The following is a 24487-nucleotide window of genomic DNA, read 5'->3' as shown; positions in this document are numbered from 1 at the left end:
TTTTGCGGCCCGATTTGGCAAGTCGCCGGGTCTGGAAACGAGTACCTTAAATTACCTGCTTACTTTAAACAAACACAAATGTCTGGTTTAATTGGCAAGAAAATCGGGATGACCAGCGTGTACAATGCGGACGGGCAGGCTCTGGCATGTACAGTGATTGAGACGGGTCCCTGTGTCGTAACTCAAGTTCGTAGCGTCGAGAAAGACGGCTACGCGGCTGTGCAACTGGGTTATGGCGAGCGTAAAGAAAAGCACACCAACAAGCCGGAGCTGGGCCACTTCAAGAAAGCTGGTACCACCCCGAAGCGCAAACTGGTTGAATTCAAAGAATTTGAGCAGGAGTTGAGCCTCGGAGCAACACTTACGGTAGCCGACGTTTTCAACGAAACTGATTTCGTTGACGTAGTCGGAACCGCCAAAGGCCGCGGTTTTCAGGGCGTTGTGAAACGTCATGGATTCGGTGGGGTAGGCGGTCAGACGCACGGCCAGCATAACCGGGGTCGTCACCCGGGTTCGATTGGCGCCTGTTCGTTCCCCTCGCGGGTATTCAAAGGCCTGCGCATGGCCGGTCGCATGGGTGGCAATCGCGTGAAAGTGCAAAACCTGCGTGTGTTGCGCGTAATGCCCGAGCAAAACCTGCTCGTTGTAAGCGGTTCTATTCCGGGGGCTAAGAATTCATACGTTATTATCGAGAAATAGGCCATGGAAGTAATCGTATATAACAGCAAAGGCGAAGACACCGGCAAGAAAGTTACCCTGCCCGAAGAAGTCTTCGGTATCCAGCCCAATCAGCACGCGATTTACCTCGACGTGAAACAGTATCTGGCCAACCAGCGCCAGGGTACGCACAAAGCGAAAGAGCGTGCTGAAAATGCCCACTCGACCCGCAAACTGAAGAAACAAAAAGGTACGGGCGGTGCCCGCGCCGGTAGTGCCAAATCGCCTGTATTCGTAGGTGGTGGTACGATCTTCGGTCCCCGTCCCCGCGATTATAGCTTCAAGCTGAACAAGAAAGTGAAATCGCTGGCCCGCAAATCGGCATTTGCCGTAAAAGCGCAGGCCGACAAGATTTCGGTTATTGACAGCCTTACGCTCGAAGCACCCCGCACGAAAGATTATATCCAGTTCCTGAATGACCTCAAGGTAACCGGCCGCAAAACGCTGCTGATTCTGCCTGACGTTAACCAGAACGTGGTTCTGTCGAGCCGGAACGTGCAGAAGACGAAAGTAACGACGGCTTCTCAGGTAAATACCTATGACCTGATGAACGCTGATCAACTGCTCATCAGCGAAGAAGCACTGACATCCATCCAAACGCTCTTCGACAACGCAAACTCATGAACGTACTGAAACGACCAATCGTCACCGAAAAGATGACGGACCTGAACAAGCAGGGAAAGTATGCTTTTGAGGTCGAACTAAAAGCGAACAAACTCGAGATCGGCAAAGCCATCGAGAAGATGTATGGTGTTAATGTTTCTTCGGTTCACACCATGCGTGTGTACGGCAAGAAGCGGAGCAAGAACATCAACGGACGCATTGTAACGGGTAAGACCCCAACCACCAAGAAGGCAATTGTAACGGTGGCAGAAGGCGAAGTAATCGATATCTACGCTGACCTGTAAACCGGGCATTGCCCTACCAATTAATCAGTCATGGGAGTTAAAAAAATGAGACCAGTTACGCCAGGTACCCGCTTCCGGGTGGCACCTGATTTTGCGGAACTGACAGCCTCCAAGCCGGAAAAAAGCCTGCTGGAGCCCCTGAAGAGAACCGGTGGCCGCAATAGCGAAGGTCACCGCACTATGCGCTACATTGGTGGAGGTCATAAGCGGCATTACCGCATTATTGACTTCAAGCGCGATAAAGTCGGCCAGCCCGCCGAAGTTTTGACTGTAGAGTATGATCCCAACCGTTCGGCCCGTATCTCGCTGGTACAATACGCTGACGGTGAGAAACGCTACATCATTGCCCCCCAGGGTATCACCGTTGGCCAGACGATCATGTCGGGCGAAGGGTCTACACCGGACGTGGGTAATGCTCTGCCGCTGAGCGCTATGCCAATCGGTACCATCGTTCATAACATTGAGCTGACACCCGGTAAAGGGGGCTCAATGGCCCGCTCGGCTGGTACGTATGCCCAATTAGTTGGTCGTGAAGATAAGTATGCTATCCTGCGGTTGCCTTCGGGCGAAACCCGCCGGGTACTGAGCGCAGGTATGGCTACGGTTGGTTCGGTATCGAACCCCGATCACATGAACGTGGTCATGGGTAAAGCCGGTCGTAACCGCTGGCTGGGCATTCGCCCCCGTACCCGTGCCGTCGTAATGAACCCTGTCGATCACCCCATGGGTGGTGGCGAAGGCCGGGCTTCGGGTGGTCACCCACGCTCGCGCAACGGTCAGATGGCCAAAGGTCAGAAGACCCGCAAGAAGAACAAGGCTTCGAACAGCATGATTATTAGCCGACGCAAAAAGTAACAGATAACAATGGCACGTTCACTCAAAAAAGGCCCATATATTGATTTTCGCCTAGACAACAAAGTCCAGGCGCAGAACGATTCGGGTAAGAAATCGGTCATCAAAACCTGGTCGCGTCGTTCTATGATCTCGCCGGATTTCGTTGGCCACACGTTCGCTGTTCACAACGGCAACAAGTTCATTCCGGTCTACGTCACGGAGAACATGGTAGGACACAAGCTCGGCGAATTCTCGCCGACCCGCAACTTCCGGGGACACACCGCGAAGAAAGACAAGGGCAAACGATAAACTAGCATAGGGTTTTGGGCAGCGGGCTCGGGTAACTTACCCCAACGCCCCTTCTCCCAGGCCCAAAGCCATACAAACATGGAAGCAGTAGCAAGACTTAAAGATGTGCCCACGTCGCCCCGTAAGATGCGGTTGATCGCCGACCTGATTCGGGGTCAGCGCGTAAGCCGGGCGTTGGGTCTGTTAAAATACCAGCCTCAGGCTAGTGCCGCTATACTACAGAAGGTGCTGCTGTCGGCAGTAGCCAACTGGCAGCAGAAGAACGAGGACGAGCGTATCGAAGACGCCGACCTCTATGTAAAAACGATCTTCGTCGACGGCGGTCCGATGCTGAAGCGTCTTCGTCCGGCTCCGCAGGGTCGTGGTCACCGGATCCGGAAACGCTCGAACCACATCACCATCGTGATCGACAGCGCAGCCCAGCCGGTGTTAGAGCAGGCAGAAGCACAAACCCCAGAAAACGAGAACTAAGAAATGGGACAAAAAATTAATCCAGTTGGCCTACGACTTGGTATTGTTCGGGGCTGGGAATCAAGCTGGTACGGCGGCAAAGAGTTTTCGGATAAACTCGTTGAAGACGAGAAAATCCGGAAATACGTAGCGGCTCGTATTCCGAAAGGCGCCATTGCGCGGGTCGTTATCGAGCGTACCCTGAAGCGCGTAACGCTGACCATCCACACAGCCCGTCCGGGTATCGTGATTGGTAAAGGCGGTGGCGAAGTTGACAAGATCAAAGAAGAGCTGAAAAACATCACGGGCAAAGACGTACAGATCAACATTTTCGAGATCAAGCGGCCCGAAATTGATGCCAAACTGGTTGGTGAAGCGATTGCTCAGCAACTGCAGGCTCGTATCTCGTTCCGTCGCGCCATGAAGCAGGCTATCCAGTCGGCCATCCGCGTAGGCGCACAGGGTATCAAAGTGAAAGTATCGGGTCGTCTGGGTGGTGCTGAAATTGCCCGCTCGGAGCAGTACAAAGAAGGTCGTGTACCTCTTCACACCCTGCGTGCCGATATCGACTATGCTATCTCGGAAGCGCAGACTGTATACGGCAAGATCGGTATCAAAGTCTGGATCTTCAAAGGTGAAGTCTACGGCAAGCGCGATCTGTCGCCAGCCGCTATGATGAGCCAGGCGCAGGCCGGTGAGCGGGCTGCTGGTGCCAACGACCGTGGCGATCGCCGGGGTCCGCGTGGTGACCGCGATGGCAACGACCGCGGTGGTCGTGGTCGTGGTGACCGCGGTGGCAACGATCGGGGTGGTAACAACCGCGGTGGCCAGGGTGGCGGCCGTGGTGGTAACAACCGGGGCGGTGGCCAGGGTGCTGGCGGTAACCGGGGCGGTGGAGGTCCAAGACGATAAATGAGTTTCAGTTTTCGGTTTTCGGTTCAGTGGTTGTGAAGCCCGGGCAGGAAACAGAAAACTGCAAACTGTAAACTTCTTATACAGATGTTACAGCCAAAAAGAACTAAATTCCGTAAGCAGCATAAAGGCAGGATTCCAGGTATCGCATCGCGCGGTCATGAGATTGCCTTCGGTACGTTCGGCATTAAGTCACTGGAGCCGGGTCGTATCACCGCCCGCCAGATTGAAGCCGCCCGTATCTCCGTAACCCGGGCCATGAAACGCGAAGGTCAGGTTTGGATTCGCATTTTCCCCGATAAGCCGATCACCAAAAAGCCGGCTGAAGTACGGATGGGTAAAGGTAAAGGTGCCCCTGAGTATTGGGTTGCCGTGGTAAAGCCTGGTACGATCATGTTCGAAACGACGGGTGTTGATCTGGCAACAGGCATGGAAGCGCTCCGCCTGGCCGCTCAGAAATTACCGGTTCGGACCAAGTTTGTTGTCCGGCGTGATTATCAGGAGCAAGTCGAAGACTAGTCCCCCTAAGCGACGAACAAAATGAAAAAAGAAGATTTGAAAGGATTGTCGGTCGATGAAATTCGTGCCGAGATCGGTGCCGAACAGAATCGTTTGCTGAAACTGAGGTTTGCCCATGCCGTGTCTCCAATCGAGAACCCCATGCGCATTCGCGAGAGCCGGAAGCGGATTGCTCGCCTGAACACCGAACTGACAGCTAAATCGCGGCAAGCCTAATAAGACACGACGATGGAAGAGCAACAAGCACCAGCACCACAGGAGGAAGCACAAGCCCCGGTGGTAGCAGCCACAGAACAGCCGCAGGCCGTCGCTACTCCCGCCAAAACGGGTGAGTCGACAACAGAGCGGAACGCTCGTAAAGAGCGGATCGGGCGGGTAACGAGCAACAAGATGCAGAAAACGATCACGGTTGCGATCGAGCGTAAAGTAAAGCACCCGCTGTACGGAAAGTTTCAGAAAAAAACGAAGAAACTGACGGTTCACGACGAGAACAATGACTGCGGCATCGGCGACACCGTCCGCGTTATGGAAACCCGTCCGATGAGCAAAAACAAACGTTGGCGTTTAGTCGAAATCATCGAAAAAGCGAAGTAAGCCATGGTACAGCAAGAATCTAGATTAGGAGTAGCCGATAACTCAGGTGCTAAAGAAGTACTGGTTATCCGCGTTCTGGGCGGTACGGGCAAACGGTATGCATCAGTAGGTGACAAGATTGTCGTCACGGTGAAGCAGGCCCTCTCGTCCAGCAATATGAAAAAGGGTACGGTTTCGAAAGCCGTTGTGGTTCGCACCAAGAAAGAAATCCGTCGGAAAGATGGATCGTACATCCGGTTCGAAGACAACGCTGCCGTACTGCTCAACAACAACGATGAGCCACGTGGCACCCGTATCTTCGGACCCGTAGCCCGTGAGTTGCGCGAGAAACAGTTTATGAAGATTGTATCGTTAGCGCCGGAGGTAATCTAAGCAATGGAAAAGAAAATAACGCTGCCGAAACATAAATTCCATATCCAGACGGGCGATACCGTTCTGGTCATTGGTGGAAACGCAAAGGGCCAGCGCGGTGTAGTGAAAGAAGTGATCGTTGAGAAAGATCGCGCCCGGGTTGAGGGTGTGGCCATGATCACCAAACACATGAAGCCGACTGCGTCGAACCCACAGGGGAGCCTGGTTAAAACGGAAGGATCAATTCACATCAGTAACCTGAAACTGGTTGATCCTGCTACGGGCGAGCCGACCCGTACGGGCCGCAAACTGAACGAGAATGGCAAATTGCAGCGGTACTCGAAGAAGACGGGTAACCTGATTCCAGACTCGTATCGTAAGCAATAACACTAAGCAAGGTCTAAGAAAATGGCAACGCCAAGACTGAAAGAAAAATATTTGAGCGAGGTCGTACCTCAGTTGAAAGACAAGTTTCAGTATAAGTCGGTTATGCAAGTACCGCGTCTGAGCAAAATTGTCATCAACAAAGGGATCGGAGCTGCCGTCGCTGACAAAAAGCTGGTTGATGTAGGCGTCGAAGAACTGACGACCATCACGGGTCAGCGCGCTATCCCGACTCTGTCGAAGAAAGCCGTCTCGAACTTCAAACTGCGGGAGAAAATGCCCATCGGTGCGAAAGTGACCCTGCGTGGTGAGCGGATGTATGAATTCCTGGATCGCCTGACAACGGTTTCGTTGCCCCGCGTTCGTGACTTTAAAGGCATCAGCGACAAGGGCTTCGATGGTCGTGGCAACTACACCTTCGGCGTGCAGGAGCAGATCATCTTCCCCGAGATCAGCATCGATAAGGTTTCCCGGATTTCGGGTATGGACATCACCTTCGTGACGACTGCCAATACGGATAACGAGAGCTACGAACTGTTGAAAGCAATGGGCATGCCGTTCGCCAAGAGTGGCAAATAATAACCAACCGACATGGCAAAAGAATCAATAAAAGCACGGGAGCGGAAACGCGAGGCATTAGTTGCCAAATACGCTGCAAAGCGGGCAGCCCTGAAAGCCGCCGGCGATTACATCGGTTTAGATAAACTGCCCAAGAATGCATCACCTGTTCGGTTGCACAATCGCTGCAAACTGACGGGGCGGCCCCGGGGTTACATGCGCAAATTTGGTATTTCACGGGTAACATTCCGGGAAATGGCATCGGCGGGCAAGATTCCGGGCGTAACTAAGGCAAGCTGGTAGTTTCCAGACCCTACTATCATTTGTAATTCAGTTTCCGTAATTTTGCGAACTCTTTCGGAAACAGGGGTTTGCAAGTAACGCAACGCTAAGAATGAATACAGATCCTATAGCAGATTATCTGACCCGCGTCAGAAACGCTATCCGGGCGAAGCACCGGGTCGTGGAAATCCCTGCTTCCAACATAAAGAAAGAAATTACGAAGATCCTGTACGAAAAAGGATATATCCAGAACTACAAGTTCGACGATAGCACTCCACAGGGAACGATTAAAATCGCCCTGAAGTACAACCCGACGACCAAACAGTCGGCGATCGTTGATCTACAACGCATCAGCCGTCCGGGTCTGCGTCAGTACCGGGGTGCCGACAATCTGCCGCGCATCTATAACGGGCTGGGTGTTGCCATCCTGTCGACCTCGAAAGGGCTCATGACCGACAAAGAAGCCAAAACGCTGAACGTCGGTGGTGAAGTATTATGTTACGTGTATTAATCCGAAATAGAACGATGTCACGCATAGGTAAGAAACCCATTGCCCTGCCCAGCAACGTAACGCTGACTGTGAACGATGATAACGTCGTAACAGTAAAAGGGCCTAAAGGAACGCTGACCCAACCGATTGACCCGGATATTTCGGTAGCCGTTGAAGATGGTCAGATCCAGGTGTCACGCCCCACGGAGCAGAAGCGCCACAAAGCGCTGCACGGACTGTACCGCTCGCTGGTCAATAACATGGTTACGGGTGTAAGCGAAGGCTTCAAACTGGATCTCGAGGTAATCGGGGTTGGTTACAAAGCGTCGGTTGCCAACAACATTCTCGAACTGCAGCTGGGCTACTCGCACAACGTGTACGTAGCCGTGCCGAGCGAGGTGAAAGTAACAGCCGTTACGGAAAAAGGTCAAAACCCGAAAGTATATCTGGAAGGATCAGACAAACAACTGCTGGGCGATGTAGCGGCCAAAATCCGCTCGCTGCGTAAAGTTGAGCCGTACAAAGGCAAAGGTATCCGCTTCATTGGCGAGCAGGTTCGTCGGAAAGCTGGTAAATCTTCGTCTAAGAAATAAGTCATTAGCTGGTCGTTACTTGTCCGGCTGTGGTACATAAGACTACGGCTCGTGACGATTACCGGCCGACAATGGCCATCCATGACAACTTAAATCGCCTATTTGGTCGGAATCAAATAACATGGCAACGAATAAACAAGAAAGAAGACAACGGATTAAGTTCGGTATCCGGGCCAAGGTGTCGGGTACGGCAGAACGCCCCCGTTTGTCAGTGTTTCGCTCGAATAAAGCGATCTATGCTCAACTGATCGATGACGTTGCCGGCAACACGCTGGCTTCCGCTTCCTCGGTTGAACTGAAAAGCGAGACAGAAGGTAACACTGTCGAAACGGCGAAAAAAGTCGGACAGCGGCTTGCCGAAAAAGCACTTGCCAAGAACATCGACGCCGTCGTGTTCGACCGTAACGGCTACCTGTACCACGGTAAAGTAAAAGCACTGGCCGATGCAGCCCGCGAGGGTGGCCTCAAGTTTTAAGCGATAGCGCGAAGCAATGAACACGAACGCAGCAAGACCGACAAAATTTAACGAAGCCGACCTGAAAGAAAAGGTGGTGGCCATCAACCGCGTAGCGAAGGTGGTGAAAGGTGGTCGCCGGTTTAGTTTCTCGGCCATCGTCGTCGTCGGCGACGGTAACGGCGTAGTTGGTTACGGATTGGGCAAAGCCAACGAAGTAACGGACGCCATTGCCAAAGGTGTAGAAGACGCCAAGAAGAACCTGGTGCAAGTGCCGCTCCTGAAGCGCACGGTACCTCACGAAATGGAAGGTAAGTTCAGCGGTGGCTTTGTGCTCCTGAAACCGGCCGCTCCTGGTACTGGTCTGATCGCGGGTGGTGCTATGCGCGCCGTTCTCGAGTCAGCTGGTGTACATGACATCCTGGCAAAATCGAAGGGGTCGTCAAACCCGCACAACGTAGTTAAAGCCACGCTTGATGCACTGCTGAAAATGCGTCTGCCTCACCAGGTAGCGTTCCAGCGCCAGATCAGCGTAGCCAAAGTATTTAACGGTTAACCAACAGCAACATGGCACGGGTACGCATCACGCAGATCAGAAGCACGATCAAGCGGCCGCAAACGCAGAAAAACGCCATCAAGTCGTTGGGCTTGGGCAAAATCAACCGTAGCGTTGAAGTTGAATTCAACGACGCAATGAAAGGAGCCATTAACAAGGTCCAACACTTAGTGCGGGTTGAAGAAATTTAAGTATCTTTGCGATTCTTTTGGCTTTCTGTCCGCGCCGACATCTCTGTCTGCGTCGTGACATAGGGTCAAAAGAATCATCTTTTTACTACTAACACAATGAACTTAAGCAACCTTAGACCGGCAAAAGGTTCCGTCAGAGAGCGCAAGCGAGTCGGACGCGGGCAAGGCTCGGGGATGGGCGGTACGTCTACCCGTGGCCACAAAGGAGCGCAGTCGCGCTCGGGCTATAGCCGTAAAATCCACTTTGAAGGTGGTCAGATGCCGCTGCAACGGCGTGTACCGAAATTCGGTTTCAAGAACATCAACCGCGTTGAGTACAAACCCCTCAATCTCGATTCGATCCAGGCTTTGGTTGACGAAACCAAGGTTACGGTCGTTGATTTTGATTTCATGGTAACGCACGGTCTGGTCAGCAAGAAGGACCTGATCAAAGTGCTGAGCCGGGGCGAAATTACGTCGGCCATTGAAGTGCATGCGCACGCCTTCTCTACCAGCGCTAAAGAAGCCATTGAGAAAGCAGGTGGCAAGGCCATTGTGCCGACAAAACCAGCTAAAGAGGAAGCAGCGAACTAACCGTGTGAGCGCGGCAACAGCCGCCGTACCTGTATGAACCGACTCATCACCACGTTTAAGAATATTTTTGCAATTGACGAGTTGCGGAGTCGAATCCTCAACACATTGCTTTTCATCACGGCGTTTCGCCTTGGTTCAGCTATCGTGTTGCCGGGTGTTGACCCCAACAAACTGAATCTGAACCCCCAGGGTCTGCTCGGTTTGTTAGACACTTTTTTAGGAGGTGCGTTCAGCAAAGCGTCGATTTTTGCATTAGGCATCATGCCGTACATTTCGGCATCGATCGCCATTCAGCTGTTGACGCTGGCTCTGCCTTACTTCCAGAAGATGCAGAAGGAAGGTGAGTCGGGGCGTAAGCGGTTAAATCAAATCACGCGCATACTGACCATCGGTGTAACAGCGGTTCAGGCGATTACGTACGTAAACACAACCATTCCGCAGGAAGCACTCCTGATTGATCGGGGCCTGTTTACCATTTCGTCGCTGTTTATACTGACTTCAGGTACTATTTTCTGCATGTGGCTCGGTGAGCGGATCACAGATAAGGGTATCGGTAATGGTATATCCATGATCATTATGATCGGTATCGTGTCGCGGCTTCCGGGTGCTATCATCGGCGAAGCTCAGTCGCGCGGATCATCAGGGGTGCTCCTGTTCGTACTTGAGCTGGTTGCCCTGTATTTCGTTGTCATGGGCGCTGTTGTACTGACGCAGGCCGTTCGCCGGATTCCGATTCAGTATGCCAAGCAGGTTATTGGAAACAAAGTAGTGGGTGGTCAGCGGCAGTATCTGCCGTTGAAGCTAAACGCAGCCGGTGTTATGCCGATCATCTTTGCCCAGGCGCTGATGTTCATTCCGGGCTACGTAGCCCAGCTGTTTGCGGATAAAAGCGACTTTGCCGCCAGTGTTCAGAACGCATTCGCCAGCTATACATCCTGGCAGTACAATGTGCTCTTCGCGCTGCTGATCATTGTCTTCACGTTCTTCTACACGGCTATCTCGGTTAACCCAAACCAGATTGCTGATGACATGAAGCGGAGTGGTGGGTTTATCCCCGGCGTTAAGCCTGGTATTCAAACCTCCGATTACATCGGAACCGTTCTGGACCGGATCACGCTGCCGGGGGGTATCATGCTGGCGATCGTGGCTATTCTGCCCGCTATCGCTAACCTGTTCGGTATGACAAGCGGCTTTGCCCAGTTCTTCGGCGGTACGTCGTTGCTGATCATGGTCGGTGTGGTGCTGGATACCCTGCAGCAAGTGGAGAGTTATCTGTTAATGCGCCGGTACGAAGGCCTGATGAAATCGGGTCGGGTACAGGGCCGGACAACAAGCGAGACGGCAGCAATAGCCTAAAGACAATGGCTGGTTCTGATAAAAAAGACAAGATGATTTTTCTGAGGAGCGATGAAGAAATCGCCCTCATCAAAATCAGCGCGCAGGTACTCGGAAAAGCGCATGCCGAAGTGGCAAAGCTGATCCGGCCTGGAGTCACGACAAAGGAACTGGATGTAGTTGCTGAAACGTTTATTAGAGACAACGGTGGTATCCCTTCTTTCCTGGGATTCAATAAATTTCCGGCTTCCCTCTGCATTTCGGTCAACGACGTAGTGGTTCACGGATTCCCCAGTCGGTATGAGTTACGTGATGGCGACATCATCTCGGTCGACTGTGGCGTAAAGCTGAACGGCTATCACAGCGATAGTGCCTACACTTACCCAGTCGGTGATGTAAACCCGGCGATTCGTCGGCTACTGGCCCGGACCAAAGAGTCGGTATACATTGGCGCTGAGAAAGCCGTAGAAGGTAATCGGGTAGGGGATATCGGTTTTGCGATTCAGACCTATACCGAGAAATTTGGTTACTCTGTTGTTCGGGAGCTGGTAGGACACGGCGTCGGTCAGGATCTGCATGAAGCCCCCGAAGTTCCTAACTACGGTAAACGCGGACAAGGGCCACGGCTACGTGAAGGTATGGTGCTGGCTATTGAGCCGATGATCAACTTCGGTAAAAAAGGCATCACCCAGGACAGAGATGGCTGGACAATCCGGACTATTGACCGGAAGCCTTCGGCCCACTTTGAACATACGGTTGCCGTACGGAAAGGTAAGGCTGAAATTTTGACCACCTTCGAGTACATCGAGGCCGTCACTGCTAACACGAGCCTGATGGTTGAAACACAGGATTTAGTAGCGGCTTAAAGCAGACATGGCAAAGCAGAATTCTATAGAACAGGACGGTGTGATTTTGGAGGCATTATCGAATGCTATGTTTCGGGTCGAGTTGGCCAACAAGCACGAGGTAATCGCTCACATCTCCGGCAAAATGCGGATGAACTACATCAAGATTTTGCCAGGAGACCGCGTAAAGTTAGAAATGTCGCCTTATGATTTAAGTAAGGCGCGGATTGTGTACCGGTATAAATGAGTTTACAGTTTTCGGTTTACAGGTTTCGGTTGGCTATTAATCGAAGTGTTGAAAACCGGAAACCAAAGACCGAAAACTTTTTAAACCATGAAAGTTAAAGCGTCGATTAAGAAGCGCAGTGAAGACTGCATCGTGATCCGTCGGAAAGGCAAGCTGTACGTGATCAACAAAAAGAATCCCCGTTACAAACAAAGACAAGGCTAAGCATGGCACGTATTGCAGGTGTTGATATCCCGGACAAGAAGCGCGGTGAGATTGCGCTGACTTATATCTACGGCATTGGTCGTAGCCGGGCGAAGAAGATCTTGACCGACGCTGGTATCAGTGTTGACAAGAAGGCCAGTGAGTGGTCTGACGATGAAGCGAGCGCAGTGCGTAACGCCATCTCGAGCGAATACAAAGTTGAAGGTCAACTGCGCTCCGAAGTTCAGTTGAGCATCAAGCGTCTGATGGACATCGGTTGCTACCGGGGTCTGCGTCACCGCAAGGGCCTGCCGGTTCGGGGTCAGCACACCAAGAACAACTCGCGTACCCGCAAAGGCAAGCGTAAGACAGTTGCTAACAAGAAGAAAGTAACCAAGTAATAAACTGGTCGCTCATGGTCATGCTGGATCATTTGACATCATTGGGTTGTTCATCAGCCGGTGGTAAGTAATGACATCCCGTGACACACTGACGATTACCTCAAAACAATGGCTCAAGCAAAACGCAAAGACAAAGCGAAAAAGCGGGTAGTAATTGTTGAACCCGTTGGTCAGGTACACATCCGGGCTACGTTCAACAACATTATTATTTCGATCACCAACATGAACGGCCAGGTTATCTCCTGGGCGTCGGCTGGTAAAATGGGATTCCGTGGTTCGAAGAAGAACACGCCCTATGCCGCCCAGACGGCCGCTCAGAACTGTGCTGCCGTTGCCCACGACCTGGGTATGCGGAAAGCCGAAGTATTCGTGAAAGGTCCGGGATCAGGCCGTGAGTCGGCTATCCGTACCATTCAGAACTCGGGTATCGAAGTAACTACGATCCGTGATATTACCCCGCTGCCGCACAATGGATGCCGGCCGCCAAAACGTCGTCGCGTATAATAACGGATGACATGAATAGGGGCAGGCGACATTTGGTTGTGTCTGTCCAATGTTTCACAATTATTCATTCATTAAAGAATGGCACGTTACACAGGGCCAAAAGCCAAAATTTCGCGCAAGTTCGGTGAGCCGATTCTCGGACCGAGCAAAGCGCTTCAGAAAAAGAATTACGGACCGGGTATGCACGGTCGGGGTCGTAAGCGGAAGCAGTCTGAATACGCACTCCAATTGCTGGAAAAGCAAAAAGTGAAATACACCTATGGCATTCTGGAACGCCAGTTCCGTGCCTTGTTCCACCGGGCTCAGGTTCGGGAGGGCATTACGGGTGAAAACCTGCTCAAACTGTGCGAAGCTCGTCTCGACAACACCGTTTACCGCATGGGTATCGCTTCGTCACGCCGGGCGGCTCGTCAGCTGGTGTCGCACAAGCACATCATTGTTGATGGTGAAGTAGTCAACATCCCATCGTATTCCCTCAAGCCAGGTCAGCTGATCGGCGTTCGGGAAAAGTCGAAGTCGCTGGAAGCCGTTACCTCGAGCCTGTCGGCCCGCAACACCAAGCGGTACAACTGGGTAGAGTGGGACGGTACGCAAATGACGGGTAAGTTCATCAGCTACCCTGAGCGCGACCAGATTCCGGAGAACTTCAACGAGCAGGCCATCGTCGAATTGTATTCGAAGTAATCGGGCTGGCAGAACTCCAAGGGGTTCTGCTGCCTTCATATATAGTTTACGGTTTTGCAGTTTTCGGTTGTGAACCTCGTAAAGGCGGTCGTTTGACCGGAACCATCCAACCGAAAAACTGAAAACTCTTTTTGAGTCTTCACGCCAAGGCAGAGAACTGCTGTAAACAATACGAAACGTATGTCCATTTTAGCGTTCCAAATGCCCGACAAAGTCGTCGTGGAGAAAGCCGACGACTTTCACGGGGTATTTGAATTTAAACCCCTTGAGAAAGGATACGGTGTAACAATCGGTAACGCGCTTCGGCGGATTCTGCTGTCGTCGCTGGAAGGGTATGCTATTACGAGCGTAAAATTCCCCGGTGTGCTGCACGAATTCTCGTCCATTGAGGGCGTCGTTGAAGATGTGACGGAGATCATTCTGAACCTGAAAATGGTTCGTTTCAAGAAGATCAACGACATGGTCGACAACAAAATTACGGTTAATATCAAAAAGCAGTCTGTTCTGAAGGCTGGTGATATATCGAAGTTCTCGCCGTCGTTCGAAGTGCTGAGTCCCGAACTGGAGATTTGCCATATCGATGATACCCGGGATCTGGAGATGGAAATCTTCGTTGAGAAAGGCCGGGGCTACGTTCCTGCCGATGAGCCACGCGCCAATGAGCTGCCGTTTGGTCACATCCCGATCGATGCCATCTACACGCCGATCAAGAATGTAAAGTACAGCGTTGAGAACACGCGGGTTGAGCAGAAGACCGACTATGAACGGCTGCTGCTGGACATCGAAACCGATGGATCCATTCACCCCGAAGAAGCGCTCAAAGGAGCTGCTTACATCCTGATTCAGCACTTCATGCTGTTCTCGGATCAGACGATGACTTTTGAAACGGCTAAGCCGGAAGAAGAAAACGTCGTTGACGAAGAAGTACTGCACATGCGCAAGCTGTTGAAAACCTCGCTGGCTGATCTTGACCTGTCGGTGCGGGCTTACAACTGCCTTAAGTCAGCTGACGTTCGGACGTTGGGTGACCTGGTTCGGCTTGAGATTTCAGACATGATGAAATTCCGCAACTTCGGTAAGAAATCATTGACGGAGCTTGAGCAACTGGTTGCTGAGAAAAACCTGACGTTCGGTATGGACGTCGCTAAGTACAGACTAGACGAAGATTAAGATTTCGGGCCTAGGGCTTTGGACATCGGGAGAAATTGCCCCATGCTCTTTGCCCCAAGCCCTAAGCCAAGATAACAATGAGACACGGTAAGAAAGATAATCACCTCAGCCGGACGCACTCGCACCGCGAAGCGATGTTGCAGAACATGGCTTCGTCGCTGATCCTGCACAAGCGGATCGAAACGACGCTTGCCAAGGCAAAAGAACTCCGCAAATTCGTGGAGCCCATCCTGACGCGGGCTAAAGAAGACAACAACCAGAACCGCCGGGTGGTGTTTCAGTCGTTGACGAACAAAGAAACGGTTAAAGAACTGTTCGGTACGGTAGCCGATAAGATCGCTGACCGTCCGGGTGGTTACACGCGGATCATCAAGCTGGGCAACCGGGCTGGTGACAATGCCGAAACCTGCCTGATTGAACTCGTCGACTTCAACGAAACGCTGCTGGCTGCTGCTGCCGAGAAAGCAGCTGCTACGACCAAAACGCGTCGGAGCCGTCGGGGTAGTGGAGCTCGCCAGGCTGCTGGCGCTGCCGAAGCCGCACCCGTTGCTGCCGAGGTAGTTGCGGAAACACCTACAGCTGAAGCGGCTCCGGCTGCCGAGGTTGAGACCGCGCCCGTAGCTGAAACGTCGACAGAAGCACCTGCTGATGAGACGCCTGCAACGGATGCTGCTGCTCCTGAAGCTTCAACCGACGACGAGAAAAAATAAAGCCGATGGCGCACTGCCTGAAATATAAGATTGGGTTAGCCGGTATCGGTTAACCCTTTTTTTTAGTCCTTTGTATTCCAAAACGCATTCATGAAACATACGCAGCAACCCGAAGCCCTGCTGGTTTTACAGGACGGCACGGTATATCGAGGCCTGGCACTCGGTAAGAAAGGAACCGCCGGGGGCGAGATTTGCTTCAACACCGGCATGACCGGTTATCAGGAAATCTATACCGACCCCTCCTATTATGGGCAGGTTATTATCAATACCACGTCGCACATTGGTAACTATGGCGTGTTACACGATGCCGAACAGGAGTCGGGTAGCGTGAAGATACGGGGTATGGTCTGCAACTTCTTCTCGAACATTCACTCGCGCTACACCGCCGATGGATCGTTGCAGGATTATTTCGAGCGGGCCAATATCGTAGGTATTCACGGTGTCGATACGAGGCAGCTGGTACGCTACATCCGCTCCAAAGGGGTAATGAACTGCATTATTTCGTCGGAGATCCTGGATCCGGCAGCCCTGCTGGCTGAACTGCATAAAGTACCCGACATGGAGGGACTTGAATTATCGTCGGAAGTCAGTACACGAGAATCGTACGAGCAGGGTGATCCGGAATCCCGCCTGCGGGTGGCCGTGCTCGACCTGGGCGTAAAACGGAGCATCCTGAGCAACTTCAACGAGCGGGGCGTATTCACGAAGGTATTCCCTGCCCGGACGCCATACGCTGAACTGGCGGCCTGGAAACCCAATGGCTACTTCATCGCAAACGGTCCGGGCGATCCCGCAGCTATGCCATATGCCGTTGAAACGGTGAAGCAGGTGCTGGACGAAGAGAAACCCGTGTTCGGCATCTGCCTGGGGCACCAGATCCTGTCGCTGGCCAGCGGTATCTCGACCTATAAAATGCACAACGGCCACCGGGGCCTCAACCACCCGGTCAAGAACCTGATCACGGGCCGCTGCGAAGTAACGTCGCAGAACCACGGTTTTGCGGTTCGGGCCGAAGAGGTGCTGGATCATAGTAACGTTGAACTGACGCACGTCAACCTGAACGACAACACCATTGAAGGAATCCGGCGCAAGGATAAGCCCGCCTTCTCGGTGCAGTACCACCCCGAATCGTCGCCGGGGCCGCACGACTCGCGCTACCTGTTCGATCAGTTCGTGCAAATGATGAATGAATAAACGAAAGTCCGGAGTTAACGCTCCGGACTTTTTAGTTTATGCCGAATGAGCGCTAGTCCCCGTTTGTCGGTTTGCGAAAAAAGTTGAAAAGTTTTGTGAGAACAGCCTTGTCGGTTGCACTACTAATCGAAACGCACCAGGTCAGTCTTTAAGTCTGCTCTGTCAGCGAGTCGATGAATCAAAACTTCTTCAACATGTTTAACGCAAATCAATTCATGAAACGATTAGCCGCCTTATCGCAACAGTGGCTACTGTTGCTGACAGTTCTGTTCGTAACCTGTTTAGCCAGCTGTGAGCGGGGAATAGAACCCCGGTCCACGTCTCCCGCCAATGGGGCGCGCGTTCGTGTCAATCAGACCATTACAGAGGTCGTTGTCGGCAATGATAATTTCTCGTTGCTGCGGGCAGCCGTTGTTCGGGCCGGTCTGGCCTCGGCCCTGGCCTCGGGTAACCTGACTGTTTTTGCGCCGACCAATGCCGCCTTCCAGGCCGCCGGCTTTGCCGATGAGACCGCTATCAACAATGCGGATCTGAACACACTGCGGCAGATCCTGCTCTACCACGTGATCGGAACCGAGCGTTATTTCTCAGACCGAATACCTGATGCATTGTCCTCTATTAAAACCTTGCAGGGCGAAGATGTGCAGGTGATTCGTGATCAGCAAGGGGCCGTTGCCGTGAACGGGGTTCTGGTCTCGCAGCCGGATCTGGAAACCAACAACGGCGTTATTCATGTCATTGGTCAGGTTCTTTTGCCGCCGGCCGGCAATACGGTTGAGGTAGCAGCTGGTAACCCTAATTTAACGTATCTGGTAGCGGCATTACAGCGGGCTTCACAAGCCGGTTCGGATCTGTTCCAGCTACTGGTGCAGGAAACGGTCACGGTTTTTGCGCCGACCAACGCGGCTTTTCAGGCAGCTGGCTTCCCTACGATTGCGTCCATCCAGTCGGCTGATCCGGTTGTCTTACGGCGTATTCTGACCTATCATCTGGTTCGGCAGCGGTTCTTTACGCCCCAGTTTTCGGTTGGTGATCTGGAAACGATTAATGGTGAACGGCTGACAACGACCCAAACGGTCACCGGAGCAACCGTGCAGGGTGTTGGCAATGCCGCTCCTATTCGGATTCAGCTGCAAAATCTGATTACATTACGCGGGGTGGTGCATGTTATTGATCAGGTGCTGTTGCCAGATGGCGGGGCTCAGGCCCGTACCGTTACCGATCTGGTCGTTGCCAACCCTAATTTCTCATTGCTGCGGATGGCCGTTGTTCGGGCGGGGCTGGCCTCGGCCCTGGCCTCGGGTAACCTAACTGTTTTTGCGCCGACCAATGCCGCCTTCCAGGCCGCCGGCTTTGCCGATGAGACCGCTATCAACAATGCAGATCTGAACACACTGCGGCAGATCCTGCTCTACCACGTGATCGGAACCGAGCGTTACTTTGCCGACCGCTTACCCGCGCGTCTGACCGGGTTTCGCACATTACAGGGCGAGCAGGTGTACGCCGTTCGGGAGCAGCGGGGTATTCTGGTTAACGGGATTCCGGTAACGCAGGCTAACGTGCGGGCCACAAACGGTGTCGTCCACGTTATTGATCGTGTGCTATTGCCACCGGCCGGTAATCTGGCCGAGATAGCCGTTGCTAATCCGAATCTGACGTATCTGGTGGCCGCTCTGCAACGGGCCGGGCTGGTACAGACTATTGCAACGGGTGGTCCATTCACAGTCTTCGCGCCTACCAACGCGGCTTTCCAGGCAGCCGGCTTTCCTACGATAGCGTCCATACAGTCGGCTGATCCGGCCGTGTTGACACGCATCCTGACGTACCATGTGCTGAACGAGCGGGCGTTTGCGGCTGGGCTGCGTACCAATGCCGTTACAACCATTCAGGGCGGTCAGGTCTTTATTACGGCCTCGTCGGCAGGGGTGTCGGTGAAAGGAAACGCTAACGCGAGTCCGTCTACTGTAGTTACTGCCGATGTGCTGGGGCTCAATGGTATTGTACACGTCATCGATCAGGTACTACTGCCATAAGCCACTCTGACCGGCTACATGGTATATCGCAGGCACTGCCAACGGTGGTGCCTGCGTATTTATCGGCTAATGTAGGTTGCATTATAGGCCGCAAAGACTCCATAGCCGCCTTCCATGTTGGAGAACAAAACGGGTGTGCCCGCAAAGAGGCTGTTAGGCGTATTGAGCTGCTCACGGAGTGTGGCGTGGTACTGGTAGTAATTCTGATCGGTATTGAACAGACCAAAGCGCGTTCGAGCCGTGCGCACGAGGCTTCCTGGTGCTACAGTCAGCGTAAATGAACCGGTAGTCGAATAAGGCCCTGGACCGGTATTATTCTCACGGAGAACAAAGAAGTCGGGGCGGCTGATGCGTGTCTCGGGTAATCGACCCTGCTGGGTTTGTATAGTCTGAGTCAGCTCACCCCAGCCCCGATAATAGTTGAGGCCACCGGGCGAAGCCCAGTCTATGGTTGTTGTGTAGCGAATACTGGTACGGTTGCCGGTCTGAGCCAGTATACTGGAGTCAATCCGAACCTGCCCAATCGGAATAGCGGGCGGAACCGTTGCCGTAGCCTGCACACGTCGGTCGTCGCCCATCGATACGGTTAACTGATACGTTTGCCCCGCCCGTATCCGAAAACGCCCCAATGGCCGAGCCACGTAATAGCCCAGGCTATCGCTGTACAGCAGGGGGATAGATGCCTGACCATCGCTGAGGGTAACCGTAGCGGTTTTTACCAGTAAAGTAGGCTCAAGTGTGGCAATAATCTGTGGCTCAGACATGGCCACTTTAGCCGTCAGTAATGTGTCCTGGGGTGAAATAAAGCACAGGACGTATAGCTTCGACTGCCGATCGGCGGCTAATCGATTCGGGTCGATGGAGTCGGTTGTTTTCAGGCAGCCGACCAGCAGCCATGAGAAAAAAAATACCAGACCAGCGCGTACCATTCAGAAACGCAGTGTATAGTTTACCGATGGAATAAAGGTAAACAAAGATATGCGCTTCAGCGTCAGCTGGTTGTTCTCTTCCAGATGCAGGTCATAGTAGAGGGGGTTTCTGCGTCCGTACGCATTGACGATACCAAGTTCGACCTGATGGGTGAGCCGCCGGGCTACGTATGATTTTTGCAGCGTAAGATCGAGCCGATGAAACGGTTCTGCCCTGAAGGTATTGAACGATCGGCGAACCTGTACCAGCGGCCCTTCGGTACCGAATAGCTGCTCCGAAGGTGTATTCAGGTCGTTGGGTTTACCCAGCCCCAGATGCCCGAAACTCGGAATGCCCGAAACCGGAAGTGATTGCGGATTACCCGAGCTGAACATCCAGTTGGCCGACAGTTTCAGCGTTGATCTGATGGCATACGTGCCTACCCAGGAAAGGGTGTGTCGCCGGTCATGATTCGGATAAAACGGCTGTCCGTTATTCAACTCGTCGAACCGCCAGCGGGTTATAGCCCAGGTATAGGCCAGCCAGCCCGACAGGCGGCCTACTTTGCGCTGGAGCATCAGCTCCACGCCCGATGCACTCCCATTGCCTGTAGTTACGTTGCGCTCCCACTGTATATTGGCTGCATCCTGGGTGTTGGTGATGCCAATAAAGTCGGCATTCGGGTGGTAGCCAATGATGTGCTGCATCTGCTTCTGATATACCTCCAGGCTGAGCTGCCATTTCGGGGTCAGATCGTGTACCGCTGCCAGAACAAACTGCCGAGCCTGTTGCGGACGAACCCGATCCGTGGCAGGAACCCACAAATCGGTAGGCAGGCCCTGCCCGGTGTTGGTTAGCTGATGAACAAACTGATTCATCTCCGCGTATGAACTCCGCAGAGCGGTCTTATCGGTCAGCCGGACTGTGATTGACAGGCGGGGTTCTGCCCGGAAAAACGACTGACCCTGTACGCGGTAACGCGTAACCCGCCCGCCCGCTTTTAAGGTGAGCCTGTTGTTTGTGGTCCATTCGTCTTCGGCATAAACAGAGGTTTCCTGGGATTGGTTATGTTCTACCGATGTCTGTTGGCCAGGGGTAATGGCGTTAAGCAATTCGTATCCATTGAGCCGGAAGGTGCGCCTGGTCAGTATTACTCCTGCCCGAATCTGATGATGTAGCCGGGGAAAATAATCCAGGTCATATTTAGCCGAGTAGTCGGTTAGCCCATCGAACGAGCGCCAGGTTTGAGCTACGCCATCGGGGCTGGTCGGTATGAACCGGGTATGGCTCGAAAAATAGTAGTTGCTATAGATGAGCGATAGGTTCGAGAACAAACGCTCGCTGAACAGGTGGTTCCAGCGGAGGGTACCCGTGGCGTTTCCCCAGCGAATACCATTTTCCCAACGCCGGTTCTGATCGAGGCTGTCTCCCCCGCCGAAGAAGTCGCGACCGAAATAGCTGCTCAGGTACAGTTGATTCCGGCGATCCAGATCGGCGTTGACTTTCATGTTGAGGTCGTAAAAGTTGGCTTTCCAGTCGGTTCCGGTGAAGTTATCGAGCAGACCGACTACAAAGTTGCCCAGGGCGGAGGGGAAGTTAGTTCGGCGCGCGGTCAGCAAAAAAGACGCTTTGTTTTTGATCAGCGGCCCTTCGAGCAGCAGCCGGGAGGTTACCAGCCCCGTACCTATTTCGCCGTGGTGGGTTTGTCGATTACCATCGCGCATGGTCATATCCACAACAGAGGATAGTCGGCCGCCGTAGCGGGCCGAAAAGCCTCCTTTCTGCATGGTGGTGTTCTTCAGGGCATCGACGTTAAAGACCGAGAAAAAGCCGAACAGATGATTGGCATTATACACCGGAGCATCGTCCAGAATCAGCAGGTTCTGGTCGGCCCCGCCCCCGCGCACGTGCAAGCCTGCCTGCCCGTCGAGACCTTTCTGTACGCCCGGTAGTAGTTGCAGCGTTTTGAGTACATCCTTTTCGCCGAGCACGGCCGGCAACTCGTTCAGCGTAGCTACGGGCATGCTATGCTGGCTGGTTTGTGGACTGGCTCCGGCCCGTTCAGACGCATCGGCCACCAGCACTACCTCGTCGAGCTGATCGTTATTAGGCAGTAATATGTTGATTGACTGGTTGCGGTCGAGCCGAATACGCTCATAGACCCGCTGGTACCCAACCAGGGAAACAAGCAGCTCCACATCGTCGCTCGCTGGAAGCGACAGCGCAAAATACCCGTAGGCATTGGTCGTGGTAGCCACTTTACCGACTACATAAACCATGGCCCCAGCCAGCTGTTCACCGCTGTTCTGCTCTTTTACGTAGCCACTGATGGTATACCGCCGGGTTGGTTGACTGGCCCGACTGACGGGAGGAGGAGGGGGGGCTGGTGCCGTTGCAGCTTCGATCAGGTAGCAATCGCCGACCTTACGAAACGACAGCTGAGTGCCGCGTAGCAGTTGGGTAAGTAACGGCTCGGTGGGCAACGACCAATCGGTGGGTACGCTAGCTGAGCGGCCGTTGATAACCGCCGGATCGTACAGGAAATAAAGCCCTCGCTTCTGGTTAAGCTTCTGCAAACCTTCCTGGAGCGACAGGCGAGATTGCCCCAGCGCCGTGCTGACCATAAAAAGCAGACCGGCCAACAAACGATGGGTATAGATGAGACAACTACCGGCATGTAATGGTCTGTACCGCATAAGCCTCTGGTGGGTTAAGGACTCAGAACGAAACCATGGTCTGTTTTTGTAAGGCTTAATTGACTCAGTTCCGCTATGGCCCGCAGAACCGTTTCCGGGTCGCTGATGGGTAAGACACCGGTTACGGTCTGATTGCCCGATACCGTATTCGCCAGCCTGACCGGAATCCCAAACTGCTCCTTAAGTGTCCATACCACCTCAATCAGGCTGGCATTTTCAAATACCAGTTGGTTGCGAATCCAGGCGTTGTAAAGGGTAGGCCGCACGGTTCGCTGGCGCGGTTGGGGGTCAGATGCGCTGGTTTCTACCAGTTGGCCCGGCTGGAGCGTTACGGCTGGCTGCGCATCGTGAAAACTGACCCGCACCTGCCCCGTATTCAGCACAACCCGTTGCTGATGGGGACGATTCTGTACAGAAAAGGTTGTACCCAGCACCTGCACATCAAAAGGCCCATTGGTGCGAACGGTAAACGGTGTATGCGTGGCGGTATGGGTAACGTCGAAAAAGCCTTCTCCCGTCAGTTCAATGGTTCGAGCCGATTCGGTGAAGCTGCTGCGCTGGTAACGAACGCTTGAGTGGCTGTTGAGCGCTACGGTTGAACCGTCGGGCAGGGTTATGGTCCGGCGTTCGTTATAAGCGGTCACTTCCGTTACGTACTGTTGCTGCCAGAACCAGTACCCCGCCCAGCCGGCCAGCACCAGGGCGGCTACCGATGCCGCTACCGTCCACCACCCCGGCTTCAATACCGCCGGTTTGTGCATTGGCAGAACCGGCGCTGGCGCTGCGGTTGGCGTCGGTTGTTGCTGGATCAGTGCTTCCAGTTCCTGTAATGAGTTGTCCAGTCGGGGTTGTTGGCCACTCAGGATACCATACATCCGCTCGGCTTCCCGGAAAGCAGCCAGGTTCGGCGGGTTGGCCTGTTGCCATTGCTCCCAGAACAAGACCGCTTCCTGATCGTTTCCGCGACAGTAGGCCAGAAACTGATCATCGAGCAGGAAGTCGTCGGCGGTGTAGGTATCATACTTCATGGGGTATTGGTACAGCACGTATAGGTGGTGCTATCTGATTGCTGGTTTGTTGATGACGTGTTTTTGTATAGTGCAGCCTGGTCGGCCAATCTCACAGACGATTGCTAATTTATTTGTACAGCCAGGCTATCCGAGGCCTGTAGCAAGACCGGTAACCAAAGTGGCCAGGCGCTCAGAAGGTTATGATACTCGGCCTGACTCAGCGTTTGCCGAAGTGTTTTCAGGGCCGATGAGAGGGTGTTATAAACCGTATTGATGTGCATACCGGTTTCCTGACAAATCTGCTCGTTTGACATTCCCCTGAAAAAGCGCATCTCGATCAGCTCTTTCTGGCGGGGCGTAAGCTGAGCCAGGGCGGTCCGGAGTCGGCTGCGGATCTGCTCTTCCTGCTGGGCATGAATAAGAATGTCTTCATACGACTGTTCAGAAGACTCTTCCTGATTGTCGATGGGTGTAAACCGGCTCGTTTGTTCAAACACACGCAGCAGTTTGCGACGCAGATAAGTAATCAGATACGAGCGAACGTTGTCGACTGGCATCAGGGTATCAGCGCGCTCCCATATTTCCAGAAAAATCTGGTTGATCGCGTCTTTAGTCGTGTCGGCGTCGTGACCAAACCGCTGACCGAAGCGAAGCAGATCTGAATACAGGTGCCGGTATAGATTGGTCAGGCTCTGGTAATCGCGACGGCGAACCCCTTCCCATAGGGCATGGAGGGTTCCAGACGAGTCGGCAGAAGGAGTTTCGATTGATAGCATCGAGGTCGTATTGACAGAACAAACACGAATCAGGGGAATACTCAGTACTATGTAACGCGAAACCCACCAAATAGTTAGCCGGCATCAGTATAATTAATACGGCTGACGGCCAGTG

The 24487-nt window shown here is 53.2% G+C and carries 35 protein-coding genes; 31 read left to right on the top strand and 4 right to left on the bottom strand.

Features of this window, described 5'->3' with window-relative positions:
* Positions 1-78 precede the first annotated feature (78 nt).
* The 31 genes from rplC to B1C80_RS28625 all read left to right on the top strand — a co-directional run bounded on the left by rplC (position 79) and on the right by B1C80_RS28625 (position 18981).
* The gene (gene rplC / locus B1C80_RS01650) at positions 79-699 is read left to right on the top strand and encodes a 50S ribosomal protein L3 (protein WP_077919298.1); all 621 of its coding nucleotides are present in this window, start codon (positions 79-81) and stop codon (positions 697-699) included.
* A gap of 3 nt (positions 700-702) precedes the next feature.
* On the top strand, positions 703-1341 hold the full coding sequence (rplD, locus tag B1C80_RS01645; protein ID WP_077919297.1) for a 50S ribosomal protein L4: 639 nt from the start codon (positions 703-705) through the stop codon (positions 1339-1341).
* Positions 1338-1625 (top strand): 50S ribosomal protein L23, encoded by a 288-nt coding sequence (gene rplW / locus B1C80_RS01640; RefSeq protein ID WP_077919296.1) that lies wholly within the window; start codon positions 1338-1340, stop codon positions 1623-1625. Before rplD ends, rplW begins: the two co-directional genes overlap by 4 nt.
* A gap of 30 nt (positions 1626-1655) precedes the next feature.
* Entirely contained in the window at positions 1656-2480 is an 825-nt protein-coding gene (gene rplB, locus B1C80_RS01635; protein ID WP_077919295.1) for a 50S ribosomal protein L2, read from the top strand.
* Between the two features lie 9 nt (positions 2481-2489).
* Positions 2490-2768: a 30S ribosomal protein S19 gene (gene rpsS, locus B1C80_RS01630; RefSeq protein ID WP_012930238.1), complete on the top strand. Its 279-nt coding sequence runs from the start codon at positions 2490-2492 to the stop codon at positions 2766-2768.
* Between the two features lie 78 nt (positions 2769-2846).
* Complete coding sequence (gene rplV / locus B1C80_RS01625; protein ID WP_077919294.1) at positions 2847-3239, top strand: 50S ribosomal protein L22; 393 nt, start codon at positions 2847-2849, stop codon at positions 3237-3239.
* Positions 3240-3242: 3 nt separating this feature from the next.
* On the top strand, positions 3243-4130 hold the full coding sequence (gene rpsC / locus B1C80_RS01620; protein WP_077919293.1) for a 30S ribosomal protein S3: 888 nt from the start codon (positions 3243-3245) through the stop codon (positions 4128-4130).
* A gap of 87 nt (positions 4131-4217) precedes the next feature.
* Entirely contained in the window at positions 4218-4649 is a 432-nt protein-coding gene (gene rplP / locus B1C80_RS01615; protein ID WP_012930235.1) for a 50S ribosomal protein L16, read from the top strand.
* 21 nt (positions 4650-4670) lie between these two features.
* The gene (rpmC, locus tag B1C80_RS01610) at positions 4671-4865 is read left to right on the top strand and encodes a 50S ribosomal protein L29 (protein ID WP_077919292.1); all 195 of its coding nucleotides are present in this window, start codon (positions 4671-4673) and stop codon (positions 4863-4865) included.
* A gap of 12 nt (positions 4866-4877) precedes the next feature.
* A complete protein-coding gene (rpsQ, locus tag B1C80_RS01605; protein WP_077919291.1) occupies positions 4878-5243 on the top strand; it encodes a 30S ribosomal protein S17 in 366 nt (121 codons plus the stop codon).
* 3 nt (positions 5244-5246) lie between these two features.
* Positions 5247-5615, top strand: a complete 369-nt coding sequence (gene rplN / locus B1C80_RS01600) for a 50S ribosomal protein L14 (RefSeq protein ID WP_077919290.1) — start codon at positions 5247-5249, stop codon at positions 5613-5615.
* A 3-nt stretch (positions 5616-5618) separates the two neighbouring features.
* A complete protein-coding gene (gene rplX / locus B1C80_RS01595) occupies positions 5619-5981 on the top strand; it encodes a 50S ribosomal protein L24 (RefSeq protein ID WP_077919289.1) in 363 nt (120 codons plus the stop codon).
* A 21-nt stretch (positions 5982-6002) separates the two neighbouring features.
* Positions 6003-6557, top strand: coding sequence for a 50S ribosomal protein L5 (gene rplE / locus B1C80_RS01590; RefSeq protein ID WP_077919288.1), 555 nt, complete (start codon positions 6003-6005; stop codon positions 6555-6557).
* A 12-nt stretch (positions 6558-6569) separates the two neighbouring features.
* Complete coding sequence (gene rpsN, locus B1C80_RS01585; protein WP_077919287.1) at positions 6570-6839, top strand: 30S ribosomal protein S14; 270 nt, start codon at positions 6570-6572, stop codon at positions 6837-6839.
* 91 nt (positions 6840-6930) lie between these two features.
* The gene (rpsH, locus tag B1C80_RS01580) at positions 6931-7329 is read left to right on the top strand and encodes a 30S ribosomal protein S8 (protein ID WP_077919286.1); all 399 of its coding nucleotides are present in this window, start codon (positions 6931-6933) and stop codon (positions 7327-7329) included.
* 14 nt (positions 7330-7343) lie between these two features.
* Positions 7344-7901, top strand: coding sequence for a 50S ribosomal protein L6 (gene rplF / locus B1C80_RS01575; RefSeq protein WP_077919285.1), 558 nt, complete (start codon positions 7344-7346; stop codon positions 7899-7901).
* A gap of 121 nt (positions 7902-8022) precedes the next feature.
* Positions 8023-8376, top strand: a complete 354-nt coding sequence (gene rplR / locus B1C80_RS01570) for a 50S ribosomal protein L18 (protein WP_077919284.1) — start codon at positions 8023-8025, stop codon at positions 8374-8376.
* 16 nt (positions 8377-8392) lie between these two features.
* Positions 8393-8911: a 30S ribosomal protein S5 gene (gene rpsE / locus B1C80_RS01565; protein ID WP_077919283.1), complete on the top strand. Its 519-nt coding sequence runs from the start codon at positions 8393-8395 to the stop codon at positions 8909-8911.
* Positions 8912-8922: 11 nt separating this feature from the next.
* A complete protein-coding gene (gene rpmD / locus B1C80_RS01560; protein ID WP_077919282.1) occupies positions 8923-9102 on the top strand; it encodes a 50S ribosomal protein L30 in 180 nt (59 codons plus the stop codon).
* A 96-nt stretch (positions 9103-9198) separates the two neighbouring features.
* Positions 9199-9675: a 50S ribosomal protein L15 gene (gene rplO, locus B1C80_RS01555; RefSeq protein WP_077919281.1), complete on the top strand. Its 477-nt coding sequence runs from the start codon at positions 9199-9201 to the stop codon at positions 9673-9675.
* 33 nt (positions 9676-9708) lie between these two features.
* Complete coding sequence (secY, locus tag B1C80_RS01550) at positions 9709-11031, top strand: preprotein translocase subunit SecY (protein ID WP_077919280.1); 1323 nt, start codon at positions 9709-9711, stop codon at positions 11029-11031.
* 5 nt (positions 11032-11036) lie between these two features.
* Positions 11037-11876: a type I methionyl aminopeptidase gene (gene map, locus B1C80_RS01545; RefSeq protein WP_369822664.1), complete on the top strand. Its 840-nt coding sequence runs from the start codon at positions 11037-11039 to the stop codon at positions 11874-11876.
* Positions 11877-11883: 7 nt separating this feature from the next.
* Positions 11884-12102: a translation initiation factor IF-1 gene (gene infA / locus B1C80_RS01540; RefSeq protein ID WP_009284801.1), complete on the top strand. Its 219-nt coding sequence runs from the start codon at positions 11884-11886 to the stop codon at positions 12100-12102.
* Between the two features lie 87 nt (positions 12103-12189).
* Entirely contained in the window at positions 12190-12306 is a 117-nt protein-coding gene (gene ykgO / locus B1C80_RS01535) for a type B 50S ribosomal protein L36 (RefSeq protein ID WP_009284800.1), read from the top strand.
* Positions 12307-12308: 2 nt separating this feature from the next.
* On the top strand, positions 12309-12686 hold the full coding sequence (gene rpsM, locus B1C80_RS01530) for a 30S ribosomal protein S13 (RefSeq protein ID WP_077919279.1): 378 nt from the start codon (positions 12309-12311) through the stop codon (positions 12684-12686).
* A 108-nt stretch (positions 12687-12794) separates the two neighbouring features.
* Positions 12795-13190 carry a 30S ribosomal protein S11 gene (gene rpsK / locus B1C80_RS01525; RefSeq protein ID WP_077919278.1) on the top strand — a complete coding sequence of 132 codons (396 nt, stop codon included), beginning with the start codon at positions 12795-12797 and terminating at the stop codon, positions 13188-13190.
* 78 nt (positions 13191-13268) lie between these two features.
* A complete protein-coding gene (gene rpsD, locus B1C80_RS01520) occupies positions 13269-13874 on the top strand; it encodes a 30S ribosomal protein S4 (RefSeq protein ID WP_077919277.1) in 606 nt (201 codons plus the stop codon).
* 180 nt (positions 13875-14054) lie between these two features.
* The gene (locus B1C80_RS01515; RefSeq protein WP_077919276.1) at positions 14055-15044 is read left to right on the top strand and encodes a DNA-directed RNA polymerase subunit alpha; all 990 of its coding nucleotides are present in this window, start codon (positions 14055-14057) and stop codon (positions 15042-15044) included.
* A gap of 77 nt (positions 15045-15121) precedes the next feature.
* Positions 15122-15754: a 50S ribosomal protein L17 gene (rplQ, locus tag B1C80_RS01510; RefSeq protein WP_077919275.1), complete on the top strand. Its 633-nt coding sequence runs from the start codon at positions 15122-15124 to the stop codon at positions 15752-15754.
* A gap of 90 nt (positions 15755-15844) precedes the next feature.
* Positions 15845-16948 carry a glutamine-hydrolyzing carbamoyl-phosphate synthase small subunit gene (gene carA, locus B1C80_RS01505; RefSeq protein ID WP_077919274.1) on the top strand — a complete coding sequence of 368 codons (1104 nt, stop codon included), beginning with the start codon at positions 15845-15847 and terminating at the stop codon, positions 16946-16948.
* Between the two features lie 215 nt (positions 16949-17163).
* Positions 17164-18981 (top strand): fasciclin domain-containing protein, encoded by a 1818-nt coding sequence (locus B1C80_RS28625; RefSeq protein WP_236648557.1) that lies wholly within the window; start codon positions 17164-17166, stop codon positions 18979-18981.
* Positions 18982-19040: 59 nt separating this feature from the next.
* Here the strand turns inward: B1C80_RS28625 and B1C80_RS01495 are convergent, their stop codons facing one another.
* The 4 genes from B1C80_RS01495 to B1C80_RS01480 form a co-directional block, all read right to left on the bottom strand.
* A complete protein-coding gene (locus B1C80_RS01495) occupies positions 19041-19910 on the bottom strand; it encodes a DUF4249 domain-containing protein (RefSeq protein ID WP_077919272.1) in 870 nt (289 codons plus the stop codon).
* Positions 19911-22586, bottom strand: coding sequence for a TonB-dependent receptor (locus tag B1C80_RS01490; protein WP_077919271.1), 2676 nt, complete (start codon positions 22584-22586; stop codon positions 19911-19913). It lies immediately after the preceding gene.
* 14 nt (positions 22587-22600) lie between these two features.
* Positions 22601-23614 (bottom strand): FecR family protein, encoded by a 1014-nt coding sequence (locus B1C80_RS01485; protein ID WP_077919270.1) that lies wholly within the window; start codon positions 23612-23614, stop codon positions 22601-22603.
* Between the two features lie 104 nt (positions 23615-23718).
* A complete protein-coding gene (locus B1C80_RS01480) occupies positions 23719-24372 on the bottom strand; it encodes an RNA polymerase sigma factor (protein WP_077919269.1) in 654 nt (217 codons plus the stop codon).
* Between the last annotated feature and the right edge of the window lie 115 nt (positions 24373-24487).

Origin of the sequence: Spirosoma sp. 209 (genome assembly GCF_002006735.1) — a bacterium.
Lineage (GTDB): Bacteria > Bacteroidota > Bacteroidia > Cytophagales > Spirosomataceae > Spirosoma > Spirosoma sordidisoli.
The sequence above is the reverse complement of the archived record's forward strand: the minus strand, read 5'-3'. Positions and strand labels throughout refer to the sequence as shown.

Coding starts and splice junctions, on each gene's coding strand:
- rpsD (WP_077919277.1), top strand. CDS start 13,269: ATGGCACGTTACACAGGGCCAAAAGCCAAAATTTCGCGCAAGTTCGGT.
- rplX (WP_077919289.1), top strand. CDS start 5,619: ATGGAAAAGAAAATAACGCTGCCGAAACATAAATTCCATATCCAGACG.
- rplF (WP_077919285.1), top strand. CDS start 7,344: ATGTCACGCATAGGTAAGAAACCCATTGCCCTGCCCAGCAACGTAACG.
- rpsQ (WP_077919291.1), top strand. CDS start 4,878: ATGGAAGAGCAACAAGCACCAGCACCACAGGAGGAAGCACAAGCCCCG.
- rpsK (WP_077919278.1), top strand. CDS start 12,795: ATGGCTCAAGCAAAACGCAAAGACAAAGCGAAAAAGCGGGTAGTAATT.
- rpsH (WP_077919286.1), top strand. CDS start 6,931: ATGAATACAGATCCTATAGCAGATTATCTGACCCGCGTCAGAAACGCT.
- B1C80_RS01480 (WP_077919269.1), bottom strand. CDS start 24,372: ATGCTATCAATCGAAACTCCTTCTGCCGACTCGTCTGGAACCCTCCAT.
- rpsS (WP_012930238.1), top strand. CDS start 2,490: ATGGCACGTTCACTCAAAAAAGGCCCATATATTGATTTTCGCCTAGAC.
- B1C80_RS28625 (WP_236648557.1), top strand. CDS start 17,164: ATGAAACGATTAGCCGCCTTATCGCAACAGTGGCTACTGTTGCTGACA.
- rplV (WP_077919294.1), top strand. CDS start 2,847: ATGGAAGCAGTAGCAAGACTTAAAGATGTGCCCACGTCGCCCCGTAAG.
- rplW (WP_077919296.1), top strand. CDS start 1,338: ATGAACGTACTGAAACGACCAATCGTCACCGAAAAGATGACGGACCTG.
- ykgO (WP_009284800.1), top strand. CDS start 12,190: ATGAAAGTTAAAGCGTCGATTAAGAAGCGCAGTGAAGACTGCATCGTG.
- rplE (WP_077919288.1), top strand. CDS start 6,003: ATGGCAACGCCAAGACTGAAAGAAAAATATTTGAGCGAGGTCGTACCT.
- rpmC (WP_077919292.1), top strand. CDS start 4,671: ATGAAAAAAGAAGATTTGAAAGGATTGTCGGTCGATGAAATTCGTGCC.
- rplD (WP_077919297.1), top strand. CDS start 703: ATGGAAGTAATCGTATATAACAGCAAAGGCGAAGACACCGGCAAGAAA.
- rplC (WP_077919298.1), top strand. CDS start 79: ATGTCTGGTTTAATTGGCAAGAAAATCGGGATGACCAGCGTGTACAAT.
- B1C80_RS01515 (WP_077919276.1), top strand. CDS start 14,055: ATGTCCATTTTAGCGTTCCAAATGCCCGACAAAGTCGTCGTGGAGAAA.
- rpmD (WP_077919282.1), top strand. CDS start 8,923: ATGGCACGGGTACGCATCACGCAGATCAGAAGCACGATCAAGCGGCCG.
- secY (WP_077919280.1), top strand. CDS start 9,709: ATGAACCGACTCATCACCACGTTTAAGAATATTTTTGCAATTGACGAG.
- carA (WP_077919274.1), top strand. CDS start 15,845: ATGAAACATACGCAGCAACCCGAAGCCCTGCTGGTTTTACAGGACGGC.
- infA (WP_009284801.1), top strand. CDS start 11,884: ATGGCAAAGCAGAATTCTATAGAACAGGACGGTGTGATTTTGGAGGCA.
- rpsM (WP_077919279.1), top strand. CDS start 12,309: ATGGCACGTATTGCAGGTGTTGATATCCCGGACAAGAAGCGCGGTGAG.
- rplP (WP_012930235.1), top strand. CDS start 4,218: ATGTTACAGCCAAAAAGAACTAAATTCCGTAAGCAGCATAAAGGCAGG.
- B1C80_RS01495 (WP_077919272.1), bottom strand. CDS start 19,910: ATGGTACGCGCTGGTCTGGTATTTTTTTTCTCATGGCTGCTGGTCGGC.
- rplR (WP_077919284.1), top strand. CDS start 8,023: ATGGCAACGAATAAACAAGAAAGAAGACAACGGATTAAGTTCGGTATC.
- B1C80_RS01485 (WP_077919270.1), bottom strand. CDS start 23,614: ATGAAGTATGATACCTACACCGCCGACGACTTCCTGCTCGATGATCAG.
- rplB (WP_077919295.1), top strand. CDS start 1,656: ATGGGAGTTAAAAAAATGAGACCAGTTACGCCAGGTACCCGCTTCCGG.
- rplN (WP_077919290.1), top strand. CDS start 5,247: ATGGTACAGCAAGAATCTAGATTAGGAGTAGCCGATAACTCAGGTGCT.
- rpsE (WP_077919283.1), top strand. CDS start 8,393: ATGAACACGAACGCAGCAAGACCGACAAAATTTAACGAAGCCGACCTG.
- rplQ (WP_077919275.1), top strand. CDS start 15,122: ATGAGACACGGTAAGAAAGATAATCACCTCAGCCGGACGCACTCGCAC.
- rpsC (WP_077919293.1), top strand. CDS start 3,243: ATGGGACAAAAAATTAATCCAGTTGGCCTACGACTTGGTATTGTTCGG.
- B1C80_RS01490 (WP_077919271.1), bottom strand. CDS start 22,586: ATGCGGTACAGACCATTACATGCCGGTAGTTGTCTCATCTATACCCAT.
- rplO (WP_077919281.1), top strand. CDS start 9,199: ATGAACTTAAGCAACCTTAGACCGGCAAAAGGTTCCGTCAGAGAGCGC.
- map (WP_369822664.1), top strand. CDS start 11,037: ATGGCTGGTTCTGATAAAAAAGACAAGATGATTTTTCTGAGGAGCGAT.
- rpsN (WP_077919287.1), top strand. CDS start 6,570: ATGGCAAAAGAATCAATAAAAGCACGGGAGCGGAAACGCGAGGCATTA.